The organism is Variovorax defluvii (genome assembly GCF_039541515.1).
GTDB classification, from domain to species: domain Bacteria; phylum Pseudomonadota; class Gammaproteobacteria; order Burkholderiales; family Burkholderiaceae_C; genus Variovorax; species Variovorax defluvii.
The window spans coordinates 200,202-220,109 of the sequence record NZ_BAABGJ010000080.1; the positions used below are offsets into that span (position 1 = coordinate 200,202).

Here is a 19,908-nt window from a genome sequence, read left to right on the forward strand (position 1 = left end):
AGAAGGCATGAAGTGGCGGGAAACGCGGTCAGCATTCCCGATAATGGCCCGGATTGTAGGCGCCGAGCGGGTCGGCGCACCGCAGGACAAGGCCGCCAAGCATGCATACACGTACAGTTTTCTTCGTTTCCGACGGTACGGGCATCACCGCCGAAACCTTCGGTAACGCCGTCCTGGCACAGTTCGAGATCAAGCCACGCCACGTTCGGCTGCCTTTTACCGACACGGTGGACAAGGCGCACCAGGCAGTGCGACGGATCAATCACACGGCGGAGGTGGAGGGATTAAGGCCCATCGTCTTCACCACCCTTGCCAATATGGACGTGCTGGAGGTGATCGAAACAGGCTGCAGAGGCATGCTGCTCGACATGTTCGGCACCTTCGTGCGCCCCCTGGAGATCGAGCTTGCGATGAAGTCGAACCACCGCATCGGCCGCTTCAGTGACGTGAGCAAGAGCAAAGAATACAACGCCCGGATCCAGGCCATCGATTTCAGCCTTGCGCACGATGATGGCCAGAGCAATCGCGACCTGGACAACGCCGACGTGATTCTGGTGGGCGTCAGCCGCAGTGGCAAGACGCCCACCTCGCTCTACCTGGCAATGCAGCATGGCCTGAAAGCGGCCAACTACCCGCTGATCCCCGAAGATTTCGAGCGTCGGCAACTGCCGCCGGCGCTGATGCCGCATCGCAAGAAGATCTTCGGCCTCACCATCCAACCCGAGCGGCTGAGCGAAATCCGCAACGAGCGCCGCCCGAACTCGCGCTATGCCAGCATCGAGAATTGCCGCCATGAAGTAAGTGAGGCGGAGGCCATGATGCGGCGCGCCGGCATCCGTTGGCTCTCCACCACCACCAAGTCGATCGAGGAGATCGCCACCACCATCCTGCAAGAACTGCGTCCGGAGCGATTGACCTATTAGGGAGTCGCTTATGCCGCAGAGGCTTCGCTCGGCGCTGAAACGCGGATCAGATGGTCGAAGGCGCCGAGTGCCGCCTTCGCTCCATCGCCGGCGGCGATGATGATCTGCTTGAAGGGCACCGTCGTTGCATCACCCGCTGCGAACACCCCGGGCACCGAGGTCTGGCCTTTGGCGTCGACCACGATCTCGCCGTGCTTCGACAGTTCGACCGTGCCCTTCAGCCAGTCGGTGTTGGGCACCAGGCCGATCTGGATGAATACACCCTCCAGCGGAATCCGGCGGCTCTCGCCCGTCGCACGGTCCTTGTAGACCAGGCCGTTGACCTTCTGCTGGTCGCCGGTGATCTCGGTGGTCTGCGCGTTGGTGATGATGTCGACGTTGGCGAGGCTCCTGAGCTTGCGCTGCAACACCGCGTCCGCGCGTAGCTGGGTGTCGTACTCGACGAGCGTCACATGACCGACGATGCCTGCCAGATCGATCGCAGCCTCGACGCCCGAGTTGCCGCCACCGATCACCGCCACGCGTTTGCCCTTGAAGAGCGGGCCGTCGCAGTGCGGACAGTAGGCAACGCCCTTGTTCTTGTATTCCTTCTCGCCCGGTACGTTGATGTTGCGCCAGCGGGCGCCAGTCGAGATCACGACCGAGCGACTCTTCAGCGATGCGCCGTTCTCGAGCTTGATCTCAATCAAGTCGTCGCCCGGCACCAGCGCCGCAGCGCGCTGCAGGTTCATGATGTCGACGTCGTAGTGGCGCACGTGCTCCTCGAGCGCCAACGCGAAACGAGGCCCCTCGGTCTCCTTGACCGAGATGAAGTTCTCGATGCCCATGGTGTCGAGCACCTGACCGCCAAAGCGCTCAGAAGCCACGCCCGTGCGGATGCCCTTGCGCGCCGCATACACTGCGGCAGCGGCGCCGGCCGGGCCACCGCCGACGATGAGCACGTCGAACGGGTCCTTTGCTGCGATCTTATGCGCCTCACGCTCCACGCCGCTGGTGTCGATTTTTGCGAGGATCTCTTCGAGGCTCATGCGACCCTGACCAAACTCTGTGCCGTTGAGGAACACGGTAGGCACGGCCATGATCTGTCGCTCCTTCACCTCATCCTGGAACAGCGCGCCATCGATCATCGTGGCCTTGATGCGCGGGTTCTGCACTGCCATCAGGTTAAGGGCCTGGACGACGTCCGGGCAGTTGTGGCAGGTAAGGGAGATGTAGATCTCGAACTCGAAGTCACCTTCCAGCGAGCGGATCTGCTGGAGCAGGCCCTCTTCCACCTTCGGCGGGTACCCGCCAACCTGCAGCAGCGCCAGCACGAGAGAGGTGAACTCGTGCCCCATCGGAAGACCGGCAAAGCGCGGGCCATGGTTCTGGCTCGGTCGATTGATCGAGAACGAAGGCTTGCGATGGTTGTCGTCGTGGCTTTCGATGATCTTTACCAGCGACGACGACTCCGCCACGTCCTTCAGCAACGATTGCAGGTCTTTCGACGCCTTGCCGTCATCGAGCGAAGCGACGATTTCGATCGGCTGCGTGATGCGGTCGAGATAGCTTTTCAGTTGTGCTTTGGTGCTGGCGTCGAGCATGGTGAACCCGTTCCTTGGAGATGCGAAACAGAAATGGAAAGGCCCGGGAGCAATCGCGCCCGGGCCTGGCGCGAACGAGCGGCTTAGATCTTGCCGACCAGGTCGAGAGACGGCTTGAGCGTATCGGCGCCCTCGGTCCACTTGGCCGGGCAGACTTCACCCGGATGGGCGGCCACGTACTGGGCAGCCTTCACGCGGCGCAGCAGTTCCTTGGCGTCACGGCCGATGCCGTTGTCATGCACTTCGATGGTCTTGATCCTGCCTTCGGGATCGATCACGAAGGTGCCGCGATAAGCGAGGCCGGCGTCTTCGCCTTCCTCGATCAGGACCTGGAAGGCACGTGCCAGTTGCTGGCTCGGGTCGCCGATCAAGGGGTACTGGACCTTCGCGATGGTGTCGGACGTGTCATGCCATGCCTTATGGGTGAAGTGCGTATCGGTCGACACGCCGTAGATCTCAACGCCCAGCTTCTGGAATTCGGCGTAGTTGTCAGCCAGGTCACCGAGTTCGGTGGGGCAAACGAAAGTGAAGTCGGCCGGGTAGAAGACAACGACCGACCACTTGCCCTTAAAGCTCTCGTTGCTGACAGGCACGAATTTGCCGTTGTGGTAAGCGGTGGCCTTGAATGGGACAACTTCGGTATTGATCAGGGACATGCAGTGGTTCCTTAGTGACTGATAAAACAAGCGAGTGATCATTATACCTACTGGAATCCATAGTCTGATAGCAATACCCTATATATGGTATTGCGCTGCACTATGACTCGGCCGGGCGAATACGAACGCCTATCACCATCAAACGCATGCAGACTGGGACAGCATGGGTTCTCTTGCTGGGGGCCGGGGGCCCACCCACAATCGCCCCTTTCTAGAACAAGGAACAACCATGAAGGGCGACCCTCAAGTCATCATCCATTTGCAAGCCCAGCTCAAGAACGAGCTCACGGCCATCAACCAGTACTTCCTTCACTACCGGATGCTGAAGCACTGGGGTTTGGACAAGCTGGCGAAGAAAGAGTACGAAGAGTCCATTGGCGAGATGAAGCACGCCGACAGACTCATGGACCGGATCTTCATGCTCGACGGCCTCCCGAACCTGCAGGACCTGGCCAAGCTTCGCGTCGGTGAGGACGTTCCGGAAATCCTCCAGTGCGACCTGGCCTCCGAGGTCGGCGCCCAGGCCACCATCAAGGATGGCATCGCCCACTGCGAAGCGGTTCGCGACTATGTTTCGCGTGACCTGTTGCAGGGCATCCTGGAGGACACCGAAGAGCACATCGACTTCCTCGAGACGCAGATCGAACTGGTGAACAAAGTCGGCCTTCAGAACTATCTTCAGTCCCAAATGGGCGAGACCGAGTAGACGTCAGAAGAGCAAGACTCACGCAGTCACACTCATGCGGGGCCTCGTGCCCCGTTTTTTTTTGGTCCAACTGGAGTGGGCTGGCCAAAACCGCGAAGGCATGCAAAGCTGCAACGATAGTTATTGCAAATGCGATGGATTCTTATTTATAATCGAGCCGTCAACCATAGCCAGCCAGCCTGCCGTTCCAACGCCATGATCGTATGCGTATGTCGCCGAGTGTCAGATCGCGAGATCGCACGTCACGTGCGTGCCGGGATGACATTCGACGAAGTCCAGCTCGAACTCGGGGTCGCCACGCAGTGCGGCCAGTGCGAGAGCTGCGCGCGCGACGTGGTTGCCCAGTGCAGCGCCTCCCATCCGACCGCGGCACTTTGCCGTGAGACGGAGCCGAGACCGATCCAGCTCGCCAGCGCCATCACGGAAAGCAGGGCATGGAACTCTTCTCGGCACTCGGCATCAGCGTGATCGTCGTGACCGGCTCGGCTTGGTGGATCTTCCGCAAGTAGCAGCCAGCGGTTCCCCTGACCGGCACCCGTGATCGGTGCCGGGCATTCGAATGTTTGATCGTGTCTGAGCGCTTCTCTTCGTCCCCGTCCGTTCTTGGCCTGTCGCGCAATGCGCTCATCGCAAGCGGTGTGGTGCTCTTCCACGTGGCGGCATTGTGGGTGCTGGAGAGCGGCCTTCTTCGACGCGCGGCGGAAGTGGTCATCCCCGTCCAGATCCTGAGCGAGTTCATTGAACCGCCGAAGCCGAAGGAACCTCCGCCACCTCCCCCACCACCGCCGCCCCAGAAGCCTCAGGTCAAAAAGGCCCCGCCTCCCCCGCGGCCGCAGGCCGTCCGCGAGCCCAAGCCGGCGCCCGCGCCGAGCGCGCCAGTCGGGACCATCGAACCTCCGCCGCCGCCAGCGCCCATAGCGCTGCCCGCGCCGCCCGCCCCGCCGGCGCCACCGCCCGCAGCACCGGCGCCACCTTCCATCCAGTTGCCGTCCAGCGACGCCGACTACCTGCAGAATCCCAAGCCGGCCTATCCGACCATGAGCAGGCGTCTCGGCGAACAGGGGAAATCGGTCGTGCGCGTGACCATCGGCGTCGACGGACTGCCCAAGCGAGCCGTCATTCGAACGTCCAGCGGCTACGAGCGCCTCGATGAGGCGGCGATCGCCGCCGTCATGCGCTGGCGCTACGTGCCCGGCAAGCGCAACGGGGTCGTCGAAGAAATGGATTTCAGCGTCCCGATCAACTGGGTTCTCAATTAATTCTCTGGAGTAGCGTCGTATGGATTCCCACTTTGGCCTGATGAACGTCTGGAATCAGGGCGACTTCGTCACCCGGTCCGTGGCCGTGCTTCTGATCGGCATGTCGCTGGCATCGTGGATCGTGATCCTCATCAAGGCAGTCGACATCATCCGGTACAAGCGCCTCGCCAAGCACTCGCAGGATTTCTGGCATAGCGAAGACTTTGCCACCGCGCTCAACAAGCTTGGAAAGGACGACACCAATCCCTTCCGGGCCCTCGCCCTGGAGGGCCGAGAAGCCGCAGCGCACCATCGCAACACCAAGGCTCATCTGCACGACGCGCTCGACGTCAGCGACTGGATCACCCGCGCCCTGCGCAACACCATCGACGAGTTCACGGCGCGACTGCAGACGGGCTTGGCGATTCTCGCCTCCGTGGGCTCGACCGCGCCCTTCATCGGGTTGTTCGGGACAGTGTGGGGCATCTACCATGCCTTGATGAGCATCGGCTCGGCTGGCCAGGCCACCATCGACAAAGTGGCCGGGCCGATTGGCGAGGCACTGATCATGACGGCGCTCGGCCTGGCCGTCGCGATTCCGGCCGTGCTCGGCTACAACGCGCTGGTGCGCGGCAACAAGTTCGTGCTGACCAAGCTCAACAGCTTCGCCCATGACCTGCACGCCTACTTCGTCACCGGCGCACGGGTCCAGAGCGGCGGTGAGGCTACCGTCGTCGCACTCAAGAAGGGCTGAGGGACACCATGGCCTTCGGAACACAGGACGAGCCTGACGAGGTGATGAACGAGATCAACATGACGCCGCTGGTCGACGTGATGCTGGTGCTGCTGATCATCTTCATCATCACCGTGCCGGTGATGAAGCACGCCGTGAACATCGACCTGCCCCGCGCCAGCAGCGAGCCGGAGCAGACGAAGCCGCAGAACATCTTGTTTACCGTAGCGGCAGACGGCAGCTACTACTGGAACGAGCAGAAGATCGAAGACAGCGAGTTGAAGACGCGGCTGGCGACAGAAGCCGCCAAGGAGCCCCAGCCAGAGTTGCACATCCGCGGCGACAAGGCGGTGCGCTACGAACGGGTCGCCCAAGCCATGTCGGCAGCGCGCGAAGCGGGCGTCCGCAAGATCGGCTTCATCACCGAGCCGCAGACCAACTGAGCCTGGAATAGGTGTAGGGCGCTGAAAAAATCCCCGCACCGATTGACTTCTTATTGCGAATCATTATCATTCTCTTGTCATCTCGATGAAGGGAAACACCGATGCCAGCTGCGCCCAATGCTTTCGATGTCCTGAGCCATCCTTCGCTCGATCATGCGGGCGGTGGCCGTCCCAGTCGGGAAGCGCCCTCGCCTATCGCTCAGCTCGAAAGTGCTGAGCTTTTCGGCGAAGGCAAGATCGTCTACATCATGCACAACGGCGCCCGCTATAGGCTCCAGGCCACCAAACTCGGCAAGCTGATTCTCACCAAATAGTGGTCAACTCGCCTTCCGCGCAGATTTCATCGTGGGGCGACTCGAGGAGAAGCGCATCTCCAAAGGGTCGTTTTTGCTAGCCAACGGTCTCGTGCCGACTAGCCAAGCGTTTTTTCCACGCCGAACCAGCCACAAAAACCAAAGCAAAACGCCGACCCGAAGGTCGGCGTTTTGCTTATCTGGACTGACCGGGCTCAAAGCCCGAGAGCGGCAATTCCGGCCCTGGCAATCTGGGCATCCTCGTTGGACTTCACGCCGCTGACGCCCACGGCGCCAATGACCTGGCCATCCTTGACGATCGGCACCCCGCCCTCGAGCAGGCCTTCAATGCCTGGCGCAGTCAGGAAGGATGTTCGGCCCCCGTTGATCATGTCTTCATAGACCTTGCTTTCGCGCCGTCCAAGGGCAGCCGTATGGGCCTTGGCCGGAGCGATGTGCGACGAAATGGCCGCCGCGCCGTCCAGACGCTGCAGCCACAGCAGGTTGCCGGCATCGTCGGCGATGGCGATCGTCACGGCCCAGCTGTTCTTGAGCGCTTCGGCTTCGGCCGCGGCGGCGATGGCTTTGACGTCGGCGAGTTCGAGATAGGACTTGGTTTTCATGGCGTTCGAAAATTGAGCAAAGACGTCAAGCATAGCGCCGTCCCGCCCTGCCTCTTCTGCCAAGTCCGGCCATGGTTTAAAGCCATGATCCGTTGGGTCTTTGCCTGGAATGCCCCTTGCAGCCTCCTAGAATGGCCGCAACTGCGACCTCGCAGGCACTACCAGGAGCTCCAGCAATGAACGATCGCGTCAATACCCTTGCCACCTCGGTCGGTTATGGCCAGGCGCTGCCGCAGGCCGAACGTCAGCGCGTACTGCGCAACACCTATTGGCTGCTCGCATTGAGTCTCCTGCCCACCGTGCTGGGCGCCTGGCTGGGGGTCGCCACCGGAATCACCCGCTCGCTCAGCGGCGGCATCGGCCTCATCGTCTTTCTGGGCGGTGCCTTCGGCTTCATGTTCGCCATCGAGAAAACCAAGAACTCGGCCGCGGGCGTCCCGGTGCTGCTGGGCTTTACCTTCTTCATGGGCCTCATGCTGTCGCGTCTGCTCGCGATGGTGCTGGGCTTCAAGAACGGCTCCGAGCTGATCATGACGGCCTTCGGCGGCACTGCCGGCGTGTTCTTCGTGATGGCATCGCTTGCCACCGTCATCAAGCGTGACCTGTCCGGGCTGGGCAAGTGGCTGTTCGTCGGCGCACTGGTCCTGATGGCCGGCGCGATCATCAACGTGTTCGTGGGCTCCACGGCCGGCATGCTCGCGATCTCGGTCGCCGCAATCGCCATCTTCTCGGCCTACATGCTCTATGACCTCAAGCAGATCATGGACGGCGGCGAAACCAACTACATCAGCGCCACCCTCGCGCTGTACCTGGACATGTTCAACGTGTTCCAGAGCCTGCTCGCACTGCTCGGCATCTTCGGGGGCGAGCGCGACTGAAGCGTCTTCCAATCCAAGCCATCGAAAAGGGGGCCGTTCGGCCCCTTTTTTTCATGCCCGGTCGAACACCGCGATGGACTCGACGTGCGCAGTATGCGGGAACATGTTGACGACGCCGGCGAAGGTGCAGCGGTATCCCGCTTGATGCACCAGCAGACCGGCATCGCGCGCCAGCGTCGAGGGATTGCAGCTCACATAGACGATCCGCCGGGGCGGCGTCCAACCGTTCCTGGGCAACTCATCCTGCTGCTGCAAATCTGCCAGCGCCTTGGCGAGTGCGAAGGCCCCTTCACGGGGTGGATCGACCAGCCATCGGTCCGCGGCGCCGTCAGCCACAAGCATCGCCGGCGAGATCTCGAACAGGTTGCGCGCAACGAAGCGCGTCGGCGCCAAGGCGCCTCGCCCCGGCACTGCGGGTCGATTGCGCTCGAGGTTCTCCATGGCCCGAACCACCAGCGTCTCACTGCCCTCGATTCCCAGCACCTCGCGCGCGCGTGTCGCCAGAGGAAGAGTGAAATTGCCCAGGCCGCAGAACCAGTCGATGACGCGATCCTGCGGTTGCACGTCCAGCAACCGCAAGGCGCGCCCCACCAGCGCGCGATTGATGTGTGCATTGACCTGCGTGAAATCGGTGGGCTTGAAGGGCATGATGATGCCGAACTCGGGCAGCCGATATGCGAGCACCAGACCGCCCGGCTCCAGCAGGTGCACAGTCTCCGGACCCTTCGGCTGCAGCCACCACTGCACACCCTCATGCGTGGCCGAGAACGCCTTGAGACGCGCGACGTCCGCCGCGGACAAAGGCTCAAGGTGCCTCAGGACCAGCGCGATCGCGCCGAGTCCGCTGCCATCCTCTGCATCGCCGCACGCCAGCTCGATCTGGGGACAGGTATCGCGGGCGTCCATGGACCCGATGAGGGCGCGCAGCGGCATCAGCATCGCACTCACGCGCGCCGGCAGCACGGGGCACACCTGCATGTCCGCGAGGTACCGACTCTTGCGCTCGTGAAAGCCGATCAGGACTGTGCCCTTTTTCACGACATGGCGCACCGACAGGCGCGCGCGGTACCGGTAGTGCCAGGCCGGCCCCTCGAGCGGCCGCAGCATGTTCTGCGGCCTCACCTTGCCCAGATGCCAAAGGTTGTCCTCGAGCACGCGCTGCTTTACGGCCACCTGAGCAGCCGCGTCCAGATGCTGCATCTTGCACCCTCCGCATGCGCCGGGGTGCAGCCCGAAATGCGGGCACCCAGGACGCACTCGCTGCGAAGACTCCTTGCGGATCGCCGTCACCGTGCCCTGCTCCCAGTTGTTCTTCCGGCGGTGGACCTTGAGCTGCACTTCCTCGAAAGGCAGCGCACCTTCGATGAAAACCACCATGCCGTTGTCCTTGTGCGCGACCCCTTGCGCATCGAGGTCCAGCGACTCGACCCGCAGCCATTCCTCGTCATGAGGTTCCTGCCGGGCCTCTTTCCTTGATGTCGAATCTTTCATTGGCACACGTTGGTCCTGTAGATGGAAGTACGCTGGACTCCCATCGGACTCCCGCTGAACACATGCACGCATTGTCTCAGGGCCGCGCGAGCCGTTCGGTACGGTCGCTAGAGAAGCGCATCGCGGTGCACGCCCGCACGGGCCAGTTGCCGCCTCATCTTCGCCAGGGCCTCGTTCTGGATCTGCCTGACACGCTCACGCGTGAGGCCGAGCCGCACGCTCAGGACTTCGAGCGTCTCCGGATCGCGGTCATGCAGGCCGTAGCGCCCTTCCAGCACCTCCCGTTCGCGTTCGCTCAGCGCAAGGATCCACCGGTCGAGCAGCTTCTCGACCTCATGGGTCTGGGTGATGCCGGTGGGATCGCTGTGCTCGTCTTCGGAGGCGACCGTGTCGGCCAGGCTGAAGCTGTCCTCGCTGCGCTCGCTGCCGGCATCGAGCGAGCGCGGCGCCTCCGCCAGCGCCATCAGCTCTGCCACGGCCTGAACCTCGCGGCCCAGCAAGGCGGCCACGTCTTCCACGCGTACACCATCGGGCCGGCGGGCGACGAAATCGGCATCGCCTTCCAACGTGCGCCGCGCCCGCATCACCTGCTGCAGTTCCCGTACCACGTGAACGGGCAGACGGATGGCGCGCGCCTGCATCATCGCGGCGCGTTCGATCGACTGGCGGATCCACCAGGTCGCATAGGTCGAGAAGCGAAATCCACGCTCGGGCTCGAACTTGTTGATCGCATGCATCAGGCCCAGGTTGCCTTCTTCGATCAGGTCGGCGAGCGGCACACCCCGCCCAAGATAGCCCTTGGCGATGTTCACGACCAGTCGAAGGTTGTGCTCGATCATCGACTGCCGCGCCTCGAAGTCCCCGTTGCGCACCGCACAGGCAGTGCGGTATTCCTCCTCAGGCGAGAACAACTCGGTGCGACGGATCTCGCGCAGGTACAGCGTCAGAGAGTCGCCGCCTTCGCCGTTGATATCGAGAGGCACGCCTGCCCTGGCGCGCTCTTGCACCGCTTCGACATCGATCCCTTCGGCTGACGCCTCATCCGCCGCAGCCGCACGGACAGATGGCTCGATGGGCGGCGCACCATCGCTCTGGCCCGCCGCGCGCCGCACGACCAGGGCGCGGCGCGAGCGAGAGGCAGCCATGCATGGTCCTAGCGGGCGGGCAGGTAGCGCGCCGGGTCGACAGGCTTGCCCTGCCGACGGATCTCGAAATGCAGCTTCACGCGATCCGCGTCGCTGCTGCCCATCTCGGCGATCTTCTGTCCCTTCTGGACCGATTGGTCCTCCTTCACCAGCAGCGTCCGATTGTGGGCGTAGGCAGTGAGATAGGTATTGTTGTGCTTCAGGATGATGAGGTTGCCATAGCCGCGCAGACCCGCACCCGCATAGACGACTCGCCCGTCGGCAGCGGCCAGCACGGAGTCGCCAGCCTTGCCGCCAATGTCCAGGCCCTTGTTCTTCGCTTCGTCGAAGCCCGCGATCAGCGAGCCTTGCGCGGGCCAGATCCAGCCCACGTCTTCGTCGCCCGAAGCAGTTGCCGCCGGCGTTGCCGGGGACGCGGTAACGATCGCCGGTGTCGGCTTGGCCGCCGCGCTCGCAGCAGCAGCAGCAGCCGGAGCAGGCGCCGCAACGGCGGGCGCGGCTGCAGCAGGCGGCGTACTCATCGACGGTGCAGCAGTCTTCACATCTGTCGAAGGCGGCATGGCCGGCACGCCCGCAGCGCCGACCGGCGGGATCACGCGCAGCACCTGCCCTACCTCGATCAGGTCCGGATTGTCGAGATTGTTCCAGCGCGCGATGTCACGCCAGTTCTGGCCGGTCTCCGTTCCGATACGGCGGATGGTGTCGCCCGGCCGCACGGCGTAATAGCCGGGCTTTCCGTAGTTTTCGATGCCCGGCAGGGGTTTGCCCGACGGGTCGGTGGTGATGGGGGGAACGCCGGGGACTGCTGGCGCTGCTGACACCGGCGCGTTGGCCATGGTGCCGCGATCCTCGACTGGAACCGGGCCGCGCTTGGCGGCACATCCCGCAATCAAGAGTGCGGCCAGCAGCGTTACGCCGGCGAGCCAGCCTCGATTGCCAATACCCTGCATGTGTTCTTCCTTCAAGCAATTCCCGATTTTAGGGGGACAAAGTGGACCGCCTCAAGGACGCGCCGCTCGAGTCCGCGTGCCGTCCTGTCAACGACGACGAGGGCCTGTCCTCCATTGGATGACTGGGTCGGTGCGACGATGCGCCCGCCGACCGCGAGCTGAGCGAGCCAGGCTTCCGGCACCGCTTCGCCGCCCGCGGCCGCGATGATGGCGGCATAGGGCGCGCCCTTCGCATAGCCCACCATCCCGTCGCCGAGCAGCAGATGCACCGTGGCCAGCCGGAACGGTCGCAGGTTGGTGCGCGCACGCTCGTGGAGGCCACGCAAGCGCTCGATGCTGTAGACCTCGGTGGCCACATGACTCAGCACCGCGGCCTGGTAGCCGCAGCCCGTGCCGATTTCGAGCACGCGCCCGAGGCGGTCGCCGGGCTTGTTCGCCAACGCCGGCGCACCGAGCAGGAGTTCGATCATGCGTGCGACCACGCTGGGCTTCGAAATGGTCTGGCCGAGCCCGATCGGCAAACTGGTGTCTTCGTAGGCCTGGTTGACCAATGCGCTGTCAACGAAGCGATGTCGCTCGACCGCGCTCATGGCCCGCAGCACACGGACGTCGGCGACTCCCTGGGCGGTCAGCCGCTGGACCATGCGTGCGCGCACCGCATCCGATGCCATGGAGGGTGTCTGGTTCACGACGACCGGCTTGGCGGGCACGGCCGAAGTCCTGCCACGCGTCGCCGCCGATGCCGTCGGTGTGAGCCGCACCGGAAACCCGGGCCTTTGGCTTGCCATGGTCAAGAACGCTCCCCGAGCCGGGCCACCGTGTCGCGCCACTGCGCAAGATGGGCGTGGTCGGTCAGGTCGATCTGCAAAGGCGTGAGTGCGATGTGACCGGCAGCCGTCGCATGGAAGTCGGTCCCTTCGCCACTGTCCTTGGCGGTGCCGGCGCCGGCGATCCAGTACATGGTCTCGCCGCGCGGACTGTCCTGCGTGATGACCTTTTCGGCTGCATGGCGCCGCCCCAGCCGGCAGACCTTGATCGGTTTAAGTTCCTCGAAGGACAGATTGGGCACATTGACGTTCAGCAGGAAGGCAGGACCTTCCAGCATGCGCTCCCGCTCAATCTGCTCGACCAGCCGGCGCGCCGCGCGTGCCGCCGCATCGACGTGCGCCCAGCCTTTCTCGATCTGCGAGAAGGCGATCGCCGGAATGCCGAAAAGATAGGCCTCCATCGCGGCGCCGACCGTCCCGGAGTAGATGGTGTCGTCGCCCATGTTGGCGCCGTTGTTGATGCCGGAGACCACGAGATCGGGCCTGTACTCGAGCAGCCCCTTGAGTGCGATGTGCACGCAGTCCGCCGGCGTGCCGGTCACATACCGGAAGCCGTTGTGCGCCCTGTGCACGTAAAGCGGTGCCGCCAGAGTGAGGGCGTTCGACTTGGCGCTGTTGTTGTGCTCCGGTGCCACCACTTCGACTTCCGCGACCTCCTTCAGCGCGTCGTGCAAAGCCACGATGCCGGGAGCCTGGAAGCCATCGTCGTTCGAAATCAGTATCTTCATGGCATTGATAGTGCGAGGGATTGTAGGCGGCGGGTGCGTCACGGCAGGGACAATGCCTACCTGCGCTCGCGCCTATCATGACCGCCCCAGCCCCCTATCCCAAGGAGACCCGAGCATGCACGCATGGCTCTGCGAAAACCCGACCGGCGTCGATGCGCTGACCTGGAAAGAACTGCCCACGCCCACGCCTGGCCCGGGCGAGGTTCTGATCGAGATCAAGGCGGCCAGCCTGAACTTCCCCGACCTCTTGATCGTCCAGAACAAGTACCAGGTGAAGCCGCCGCTGCCTTTTGTTCCGGGTTCTGAATATGCCGGTGTGGTCGCAGCCGTGGGTGAAGGCGTCACCCACCTGCGTCCCGGCCAGAACGTCGCCTGCCTGTCCGGCACCGGCGGCTTCGGCACTCACACACTGGCACCTGCGGCGCTGTGCGTGCCGCTGCCCGAGGGCTTCGGCTTTGTCGACGCGGCTGCCTTCATCATGATCTACGCGACCTCCTTCCATGCACTGATGGACCGGGCGCAATTGAAGGCCGGAGAGACCGTTCTGATCCTCGGTGCAGCCGGCGGAGTGGGCACGTCGGCGATCCAGATTTCCAAAGCGGCCGGCGCCAAGGTGATTGCCGCCGCCTCGACGGACGAGAAATGCGAGCTGTGCAGATCGATCGGCGCCGACCTGACGATCAACTACACCAAGCATGCCCTGCCCAACGGCTTCCGCGACGCCATCAAGGCCGCGACCGACGGCAAGGGGCCGGACGTGATTTACGACCCGGTGGGTGGCGAATTCGCCGAACCCGCGTTCCGCTCCATCGGCTGGCGCGGACGCTACCTGGTCGTGGGTTTCGCTTCGGGCCCGATTCCCTCGCTGCCGTTGAATTTGATGCTGCTCAAAGGTGCATCTCTGGTGGGCGTGTTCTGGGGCGATTTCGCCAGGCGCGAGCCCAAGGCCAACGCGCAGATGATGGCCGAATTGGCAAAATGGTACGGCGAGGGCAAGATCAAACCGGTGATTGACCGCACCATGCCCATGGCCGAACTGAAGGCCGCCTATGCCCACATGGGCTCACGCGCAGTGAAGGGCAAGTTGGTGCTGGTGAACTGAGCCCGCGCCGCGCGAAGGTCAAGCCAATAAAAAAGCCCGCCAGACGCGGGCCTTTTTATTGTCGACTGGACAAAGGCTAACGAATCTCGAAGTCGGACAGGGACTTGCCTGCTGCAAGCGCTTCGCTGATCCAGCGCGGCTTGCGGCCACGTCCACCGGACCAGGTCTCGCCGGTCGGACTGCGGTACTTGGCCGCCGACTTGGGAGCGACAACGGACGCGCCTTTCCTGCCGGGACGGGCCGAGAGTTTCAGATCCGCGGCGGTCAGCCCGTATTCCGCGATTTTCTTGCGCACTTCCTCGATCACGCCTGCGCGTTCCTGATTGCGCAGTTCCTCCGCTTGCTTGCGCAATTGGGCTATCTGCTCATCATGCTTCTTGATCTGGGAATTGATGTCGGCAAGGGTTGAGGCCATCGGTGCAAGTTCCTCCGAATTGGGAAGCCCGAATTCTAATTGAAGTTCGAATTGCCGCAACAGCCCGAACGGGCAAAAAAACGCCGGTCGATTGACCGGCGTTTTTCATGGAGAAGCTTGGGGTGGCTGACGGGACTCGAACCCACGACGACCAGAATCACAATCAGGGCCCACTCTCCAGCATCCATGTGGGTTCGCGGCTGTTCTGCGCCAGCATGCGGACGTGTTCGACAACGCGGTGAACCCGCAGTGGGGAGGCGCGACATCTCGAAGCCGATCGGTCCAAGGCAGCGATCACGATCGCGGCCCAGCGCGCGCGACTCGAGAAGTTTCTGGCCGACACAAGAGCCTGGCGAAGAACGAGGCCCAGTTGCTCAACCTGTTTGGGTTGGTCAATCTCGTCGTTGCCAGGAAATCGTTGCTGATCGCTCATGGCCGAGGTGCGTCCTGAATATCAAAAGTGGCCTCGCAAGAGATGCAAAGCGTCGGTCTGGCGGGCCTCACCGCGCGAAGCCGACCGGAATCGCGACCGCATCGCTTCGTGATGTCCTCAGATCCGACGACGTCGTTCATTGATCGGCATCTCCTAGGCTATTCCGAACCGGACTCACGCTTGGTCGTCAGGTACTCGACCGCCAGTTCAAAGCCTTGGTCGAAGGCGCTGTCCAAGCTTCTGGCTTGGTGCTTCGTCGGGAGCTCGCTCAGACGCTCAGTCTCGCCGCTGCTTCGATTCAAGTAGACGTGAAACAACCATCCGTCAGTCTGGATGTCGTATCCGGCAGCCACCTCAATGCGGGTCCCCAGGTAGGTCCCCTGCATGGCATGGCGGGGCCCTGTCTCCGTCTGCACCATGTTCTCGACTCTGCTCGGCATGGGAGCCCCCTTTCGAAAGCGCCAGTATGACGGAACGGCCCATTCCTTTCAGCGCGCCCATGGTGTGCGCGCTGCTGGCCGGCACGAAGACGCAGACGCGGCGCGTGGTGAAGTGGCGCGATGTTGACGCGGGGCTCAATCTGAAGTTCTCCGGCCTCACCACGCACAGCGACGTCCCCGGCCTCTTCACGCTGGAGAGCCAGCGGCGCAATGGATGGAAAAGCCGGAGCAGCCCTACACCCTGTCCTTGCGGCCAAGTCCAAGCGCGAGCTGGCGGGTGTCAGCGAGGCTCATAATTGCGATTTGCGGCGCAATTGGCACTTATAGAAAAATCGGGGCCCGCTTCAATGCCGGCAGGTGGACCGTGCGCGACGTAAAGACCGAGAAGAGCTGGGGCTGGCTGACCCGCTCAAATTCCCAAAATGGGAATTTCAATGAGCCTCGCCAGGATTCTTGCTGCTGCTTTGGTCGCAGCGAAGCGCCTGTTTGTGCGCCTCCAAGTGGGGTGGCTGATGGGACTCGAACCCACGACGACCAGAATCACAATCTGGGACTCTACCAACTGAGCTACAGCCACCGCAGAGCCCGCAATTGTAGCGTGAAAAAGCCTACCTTCCGGCCACCACGCCTGCATTCAGCGGTTTTGGCACCCGGATCTCGGCCTTGAAGCGCTTTTTCATGAGCTCGTAGTAGGCCGACGTCTCCGCCGCCGCCATCGCCATCGCGTACTGCTGGGCTTCCTGCTGCGCGGTCTCGGCCGTCGGCGGCGTGCGCAGCACCTCCTTGTTGACGCGGACCACGGCATAGCCCTGCGTGCCCAGGTCCACCCCCACCAGTTGGGGCAGCTTGGCCGGATCGGCGCGCAAGGCCCCCTCAATGACTGGCGTCGGTTGAGATTGCGCTTCGAGACGCGACACCGTCACCGCGGGGCCGAAACTGGCGCGTGCCGGATCGGACTGCCAGGCCGCCAGCTTGGCTTCGCCCTCCGCCTTGGCCAGCACTGCGGCGCGCTCGGCGATCAACTGTGCGCGGACCTTGTCCTTGACTTCGTCCAGCGCCTGCGCACGCGCCGCCGTATATCGGGTCACGCGGCCCGAAGCCAGTTGGTTCGGGCCGATCTCGATGGCTTCCGTGTTGTGCTTGCGCTCGAGCGAATCAGGCGCGAACAGCGCATTCAGGAAATTGGCGCTGGCCAGTGCGCCCGTCGCGCCGGGCGCGGGCGTGCGGGCCACCTTGTCGGCGGTGCGGATGGTGAGCTTCAGCTTGTCCGCTGCCGGCTTCAGGCTGTCGGGCTGCTGATAGACAGCGTCTGTAAAGCTCTCGGCGGCCTTCGCGAACTCCTGCGTCGCTTGCTGACTGCGCACTTCGTCTTCGATCTTCGCACGCACCTGCTCGAAGGGCTGCACGACGGCCGGCTTCAGGTCGTTGAGCTGAATGATGTGGTAGCCGAACTCGGACTCGACGACGTCGCTGATCTCGCCCTTCTTGAGCGCGAACATCGCATCCTCGAAGGGCTTGACCATGGCACCGCGCGTGACGAAGTCGAGATCGCCGCCCTTCTCCGCCGAGCCCGGATCCTGGGAGTTCTTGCGCGCCAGCTCGGCGAAGCTGCCCGGCGACTTGCGAACTTCGGCCAACAGTTGCTGTGCCTTGGCGCGCGCCTTTTCACGATCGGCGGCCGGCGCGCTTGCGGGTGCGGTGATGAGGATATGGCTGGCACGCCGCTCCTCCTTCGTGCCGAAGCGCTCGGCGTTCTGGTCGTAGTAGCTGCGCAGGTCTGCCTCGCTCACCGTGATGTTCTTCTTGGCGGCCTCGAGGTCCAGCACCAGGTATTCGATACTCGCCTGCTCCGGCACCTGGAACTGGGCGACATGCTGCTTGTAGTAGGCCTCCAGGTCCGCATCGCTGACGGTGACCTTGCCGGTGAAATCGCTCGGCGCGAAGCGTGCCACCTGGATCTCGCGCCGGTCATAGAACGCGTTGAGCGTGGGCGCGGCCTGGGCCGGCGTCGCGAACCCGGTGTCGGCGATGCCCTTGAGCACCTGCTGGCGCGTCATCTGCGCCACCAGCGCATCCTGGTGCTGTTGCGGCGTCATGCCGGTCGCGCGATAGAACAGTTCGCGGTCGAACTCGGGCTTGCCGTTCTTGTTGGTGACGAAGCTCGTCAGCGCGGGATCGTTGCGGAAGATCTCTATCTGCCGCTGCTCCGTCACGACGAAGTGATCCTCCGCCGCAGCCGCCGCCAGCACCCGCTCGCGCACCATTCGCTCCAGGGTGGCGTAGCGTTCGGTGTCGGTATCGAACATCGCGGGATTCACGTCCGGCCTTTGCTGACGGATGCGATCGATGTCGTTGCGATGCTGCTGATCCCATTCAGGCCGCCGGATGCTGTTGCCAGCCACAGTGGCCACCACCTCGCCCTTGTCGCTGGTACCGCTGTAGCGGTCCAGCACCCCCACCACCACGAAAGAAGGCACGATCAACAGGAACAGCACCCCCATGAGGATCTTGTTGTGCTTTCGGATGAAGTCGAACATGGATGGAAGTCTCTCTAACGAAAAACAAAAAAGGCGAACTGATCGTTCGCCTTTGCATCGGTTGGTGGGTGCTGAGGGGTTCGAACCCCCGACCTACGCCTTGTAAGGGCGCCGCTCTACCAGCTGAGCTAAGCACCCCACCGGAAACCGTCTCTCAGTTCAGTGCGTCTTTCAACGCCTTGCCGGGGCGGAACTTCGGGATCTTGGCGGCCTTGATTTTAATCGCGTCGCCGGTGCGCGGATTGCGACCCGTGCGCGCAGCGCGTTTGCCCACAGCGAAAGTACCGAAACCGACGAGCGAGACCGAGCCGCCTTTTTTGAGCGTGGTGCGGATGGCGCCGATGGTCGATTCGAGAGCGCGCGTGGCAGCAGCCTTGGAGATATCGGCGTTTTTTGCGATGTGCTCAATCAGTTCGGTTTTGTTCACAAGGACCCCTTGTTCAGGAAATAGTTGATCGGGTAGCGTCAGAAGCAATGCCAGCCCCGCGACGCATGCCGCGGGGAAGGTGGAGGTGAAGGATGGCAGTCCTGACGCGCCGGCAGCGCACTGCCGACAAGGATTACAACCACTGGTCCACAGGGTGTCAATAAGACACTCTCCCGTGCGCCCCAGCGAGGAGCCGCGATTCTAGTGGTGTTTCAGCGGGTCCTGCCGGCGAGCTTTTCAGGCCGGTTCAGAGGGCTTCGGCAATCGCGCGGCCCAGGTCGGCCGTGCCGGCGGTGCCACCCAGGTCCGGGGTGCGCGGGGCACCGCTGTCGGGCGCCAGTGTCTCCTCGATCGCCGCAAGGATCGCGTCATGCGCATCCTTGTGTCCGAGAAACTCCAGCATCATCGCGCCGCACCAGATCTGCCCGATCGGGTTGGCGATGCCCTTGCCCGCGATGTCCGGCGCCGAGCCGTGCACCGGCTCGAACAGCGATGGCGTGCCGCGCTCCGGGTTGAGATTGGCGCTCGGTGCGATGCCGATCGTGCCGGTGCAGGCCGGGCCCAGGTCCGAGAGGATGTCGCCGAACAGGTTGCTCGCCACCACGACGTCGAAGAAGTCGGGACGCTGCACGAAATGCGCCGTCAGGATGTCGATGTGAAACTTGTCCAGCCTGACGCCCGGATAGTTCTTGCCCATCGCGGCCACCCGCTCGTCCCAATAGGGCATGGTGATCGATATGCCATTGGATTTGGTGGCGCTGGTCAAGTGCTTCTTCGGCCGCGACTGCGCCAGCTCGAAGGCGAACTTCAACACACGGTCCACGCCCGTGCGCGACATCACCGTCTCCTGGATCACGATCTCCCGCGTCGTGCCCTCGTACATGCGTCCGCCGATGCTCGAATACTCGCCTTCGGTGTTCTCGCGCACGATGTACATGTCGATCTCGCCGGGCTGCCTCGGCGTGCCGTCGCGCCGCACCACCGGCGCGACGATGCCCGGCATCAGGCGCGCGGGGCGCAGATTGATGTACTGGTCGAACTCGCGGCGAAACAGGAGCAGCGAACCCCACAGCGAGACATGGTCCGGAATTTTCTCGGGCCAGCCGACCGCGCCGAAGTAGATGGCGTCATGGCCGCCGATCTGCTCCTTCCAGTTGTCCGGCAGCATCTTGCCGTGCTTCTCGCAGTAGTCCCAGCTCGAGAAATCGAAGTGATCGAATTGCAGGTCGATGCCGAACTTGCGGGTCGCCGCATCCAGCACCCGCAGCCCCTCGGGCATGGTTTCCTTGCCGATGCCGTCGCCGGCGATCACGGCGATGCGTTTCTTGCCGCTCATG

The 19,908-nt window shown here is 63.3% G+C and carries 22 protein-coding genes, 2 tRNA genes and 1 pseudogene; 10 read left to right on the forward strand and 15 right to left on the reverse strand.

Annotated elements, in window-relative coordinates; translation table 11 throughout:
• Nucleotides 1-101 precede the first annotated feature (101 nt).
• Entirely contained in the window at nucleotides 102-923 is an 822-nt protein-coding gene (gene ppsR, locus ABEA07_RS23765) for a posphoenolpyruvate synthetase regulatory kinase/phosphorylase PpsR (protein ID WP_345540974.1), read from the forward strand.
• Nucleotides 924-931: 8 nt separating this feature from the next.
• Here ppsR and ahpF read toward each other — a convergent pair whose 3' ends face one another.
• Both ahpF and ahpC read right to left on the reverse strand, forming a co-directional pair.
• Nucleotides 932-2,506, reverse strand: coding sequence for an alkyl hydroperoxide reductase subunit F (gene ahpF / locus ABEA07_RS23770; RefSeq protein WP_345540975.1), 1,575 nt, complete (start codon nucleotides 2,504-2,506; stop codon nucleotides 932-934).
• Nucleotides 2,507-2,589: 83 nt separating this feature from the next.
• Nucleotides 2,590-3,162 (reverse strand): alkyl hydroperoxide reductase subunit C, encoded by a 573-nt coding sequence (gene ahpC / locus ABEA07_RS23775; RefSeq protein WP_345540976.1) that lies wholly within the window; start codon nucleotides 3,160-3,162, stop codon nucleotides 2,590-2,592.
• A gap of 229 nt (nucleotides 3,163-3,391) precedes the next feature.
• Here ahpC and bfr point away from each other — a divergent pair, with 229 nt between their 5' ends.
• The 6 genes from bfr to hemP all read left to right on the forward strand — a co-directional run bounded on the left by bfr (nucleotide 3,392) and on the right by hemP (nucleotide 6,596).
• On the forward strand, nucleotides 3,392-3,868 hold the full coding sequence (gene bfr / locus ABEA07_RS23780) for a bacterioferritin (RefSeq protein ID WP_345540978.1): 477 nt from the start codon (nucleotides 3,392-3,394) through the stop codon (nucleotides 3,866-3,868).
• A 195-nt stretch (nucleotides 3,869-4,063) separates the two neighbouring features.
• Entirely contained in the window at nucleotides 4,064-4,336 is a 273-nt protein-coding gene (locus ABEA07_RS23785; RefSeq protein WP_345541403.1) for a (2Fe-2S)-binding protein, read from the forward strand.
• A 98-nt stretch (nucleotides 4,337-4,434) separates the two neighbouring features.
• The gene (locus ABEA07_RS23790; RefSeq protein WP_345541404.1) at nucleotides 4,435-5,127 is read left to right on the forward strand and encodes an energy transducer TonB; all 693 of its coding nucleotides are present in this window, start codon (nucleotides 4,435-4,437) and stop codon (nucleotides 5,125-5,127) included.
• Between the two features lie 19 nt (nucleotides 5,128-5,146).
• Nucleotides 5,147-5,860, forward strand: a complete 714-nt coding sequence (locus ABEA07_RS23795) for a MotA/TolQ/ExbB proton channel family protein (RefSeq protein ID WP_345540980.1) — start codon at nucleotides 5,147-5,149, stop codon at nucleotides 5,858-5,860.
• Between the two features lie 8 nt (nucleotides 5,861-5,868).
• Nucleotides 5,869-6,282: an ExbD/TolR family protein gene (locus ABEA07_RS23800; RefSeq protein WP_345540981.1), complete on the forward strand. Its 414-nt coding sequence runs from the start codon at nucleotides 5,869-5,871 to the stop codon at nucleotides 6,280-6,282.
• Nucleotides 6,283-6,383: 101 nt separating this feature from the next.
• Nucleotides 6,384-6,596 (forward strand): hemin uptake protein HemP, encoded by a 213-nt coding sequence (gene hemP / locus ABEA07_RS23805; protein WP_345540982.1) that lies wholly within the window; start codon nucleotides 6,384-6,386, stop codon nucleotides 6,594-6,596.
• A 194-nt stretch (nucleotides 6,597-6,790) separates the two neighbouring features.
• Here the strand turns inward: hemP and ABEA07_RS23810 are convergent, their stop codons facing one another.
• Nucleotides 6,791-7,198, reverse strand: a complete 408-nt coding sequence (locus ABEA07_RS23810; RefSeq protein ID WP_345540984.1) for a GlcG/HbpS family heme-binding protein — start codon at nucleotides 7,196-7,198, stop codon at nucleotides 6,791-6,793.
• A 176-nt stretch (nucleotides 7,199-7,374) separates the two neighbouring features.
• On the opposite strand from ABEA07_RS23810, the gene ABEA07_RS23815 reads away from it, so the two are divergent.
• Entirely contained in the window at nucleotides 7,375-8,076 is a 702-nt protein-coding gene (locus ABEA07_RS23815) for a Bax inhibitor-1/YccA family protein (protein WP_345540985.1), read from the forward strand.
• Nucleotides 8,077-8,127: 51 nt separating this feature from the next.
• Here ABEA07_RS23815 and rlmD read toward each other — a convergent pair whose 3' ends face one another.
• The 5 genes from rlmD to surE form a co-directional block, all read right to left on the reverse strand.
• Complete coding sequence (gene rlmD, locus ABEA07_RS23820; RefSeq protein ID WP_345540987.1) at nucleotides 8,128-9,567, reverse strand: 23S rRNA (uracil(1939)-C(5))-methyltransferase RlmD; 1,440 nt, start codon at nucleotides 9,565-9,567, stop codon at nucleotides 8,128-8,130.
• Nucleotides 9,568-9,674: 107 nt separating this feature from the next.
• A complete protein-coding gene (locus tag ABEA07_RS23825; RefSeq protein WP_345540988.1) occupies nucleotides 9,675-10,712 on the reverse strand; it encodes a sigma-70 family RNA polymerase sigma factor in 1,038 nt (345 codons plus the stop codon).
• Between the two features lie 8 nt (nucleotides 10,713-10,720).
• Nucleotides 10,721-11,662 (reverse strand): peptidoglycan DD-metalloendopeptidase family protein, encoded by a 942-nt coding sequence (locus ABEA07_RS23830; RefSeq protein WP_345541405.1) that lies wholly within the window; start codon nucleotides 11,660-11,662, stop codon nucleotides 10,721-10,723.
• Between the two features lie 11 nt (nucleotides 11,663-11,673).
• Nucleotides 11,674-12,450, reverse strand: a complete 777-nt coding sequence (locus ABEA07_RS23835; protein WP_345541406.1) for a protein-L-isoaspartate(D-aspartate) O-methyltransferase — start codon at nucleotides 12,448-12,450, stop codon at nucleotides 11,674-11,676.
• Between the two features lie 2 nt (nucleotides 12,451-12,452).
• Nucleotides 12,453-13,217: a 5'/3'-nucleotidase SurE gene (surE, locus tag ABEA07_RS23840; RefSeq protein ID WP_345540989.1), complete on the reverse strand. Its 765-nt coding sequence runs from the start codon at nucleotides 13,215-13,217 to the stop codon at nucleotides 12,453-12,455.
• A 115-nt stretch (nucleotides 13,218-13,332) separates the two neighbouring features.
• Here surE and ABEA07_RS23845 point away from each other — a divergent pair, with 115 nt between their 5' ends.
• Nucleotides 13,333-14,319: an NADPH:quinone oxidoreductase family protein gene (locus ABEA07_RS23845; RefSeq protein ID WP_345540990.1), complete on the forward strand. Its 987-nt coding sequence runs from the start codon at nucleotides 13,333-13,335 to the stop codon at nucleotides 14,317-14,319.
• Nucleotides 14,320-14,395: 76 nt separating this feature from the next.
• Here ABEA07_RS23845 and ABEA07_RS23850 read toward each other — a convergent pair whose 3' ends face one another.
• Complete coding sequence (locus ABEA07_RS23850; protein WP_345540992.1) at nucleotides 14,396-14,734, reverse strand: H-NS histone family protein; 339 nt, start codon at nucleotides 14,732-14,734, stop codon at nucleotides 14,396-14,398.
• A gap of 337 nt (nucleotides 14,735-15,071) precedes the next feature.
• Between ABEA07_RS23850 and ABEA07_RS28690 the strand changes: the two are divergent.
• A pseudogene (locus ABEA07_RS28690) lies at nucleotides 15,072-15,185 on the forward strand (IS5/IS1182 family transposase); the annotation flags it as partial.
• A gap of 140 nt (nucleotides 15,186-15,325) precedes the next feature.
• Here the strand turns inward: ABEA07_RS28690 and ABEA07_RS23860 are convergent.
• The 6 genes from ABEA07_RS23860 to ABEA07_RS23885 form a co-directional block, all read right to left on the reverse strand.
• Nucleotides 15,326-15,586, reverse strand: coding sequence for a hypothetical protein (locus ABEA07_RS23860; RefSeq protein ID WP_345540994.1), 261 nt, complete (start codon nucleotides 15,584-15,586; stop codon nucleotides 15,326-15,328).
• 522 nt (nucleotides 15,587-16,108) lie between these two features.
• A tRNA-His gene (locus tag ABEA07_RS23865) sits at nucleotides 16,109-16,184 on the reverse strand.
• 31 nt (nucleotides 16,185-16,215) lie between these two features.
• Complete coding sequence (locus tag ABEA07_RS23870; protein WP_345540996.1) at nucleotides 16,216-18,144, reverse strand: peptidylprolyl isomerase; 1,929 nt, start codon at nucleotides 18,142-18,144, stop codon at nucleotides 16,216-16,218.
• 62 nt (nucleotides 18,145-18,206) lie between these two features.
• Nucleotides 18,207-18,282: transfer RNA gene (locus ABEA07_RS23875), tRNA-Val, on the reverse strand.
• A 16-nt stretch (nucleotides 18,283-18,298) separates the two neighbouring features.
• Nucleotides 18,299-18,571 (reverse strand): HU family DNA-binding protein, encoded by a 273-nt coding sequence (locus ABEA07_RS23880; RefSeq protein WP_007830705.1) that lies wholly within the window; start codon nucleotides 18,569-18,571, stop codon nucleotides 18,299-18,301.
• A gap of 247 nt (nucleotides 18,572-18,818) precedes the next feature.
• Complete coding sequence (locus ABEA07_RS23885) at nucleotides 18,819-19,907, reverse strand: tartrate dehydrogenase (protein WP_345540997.1); 1,089 nt, start codon at nucleotides 19,905-19,907, stop codon at nucleotides 18,819-18,821.
• Nucleotide 19,908 lies beyond the last annotated feature (1 nt).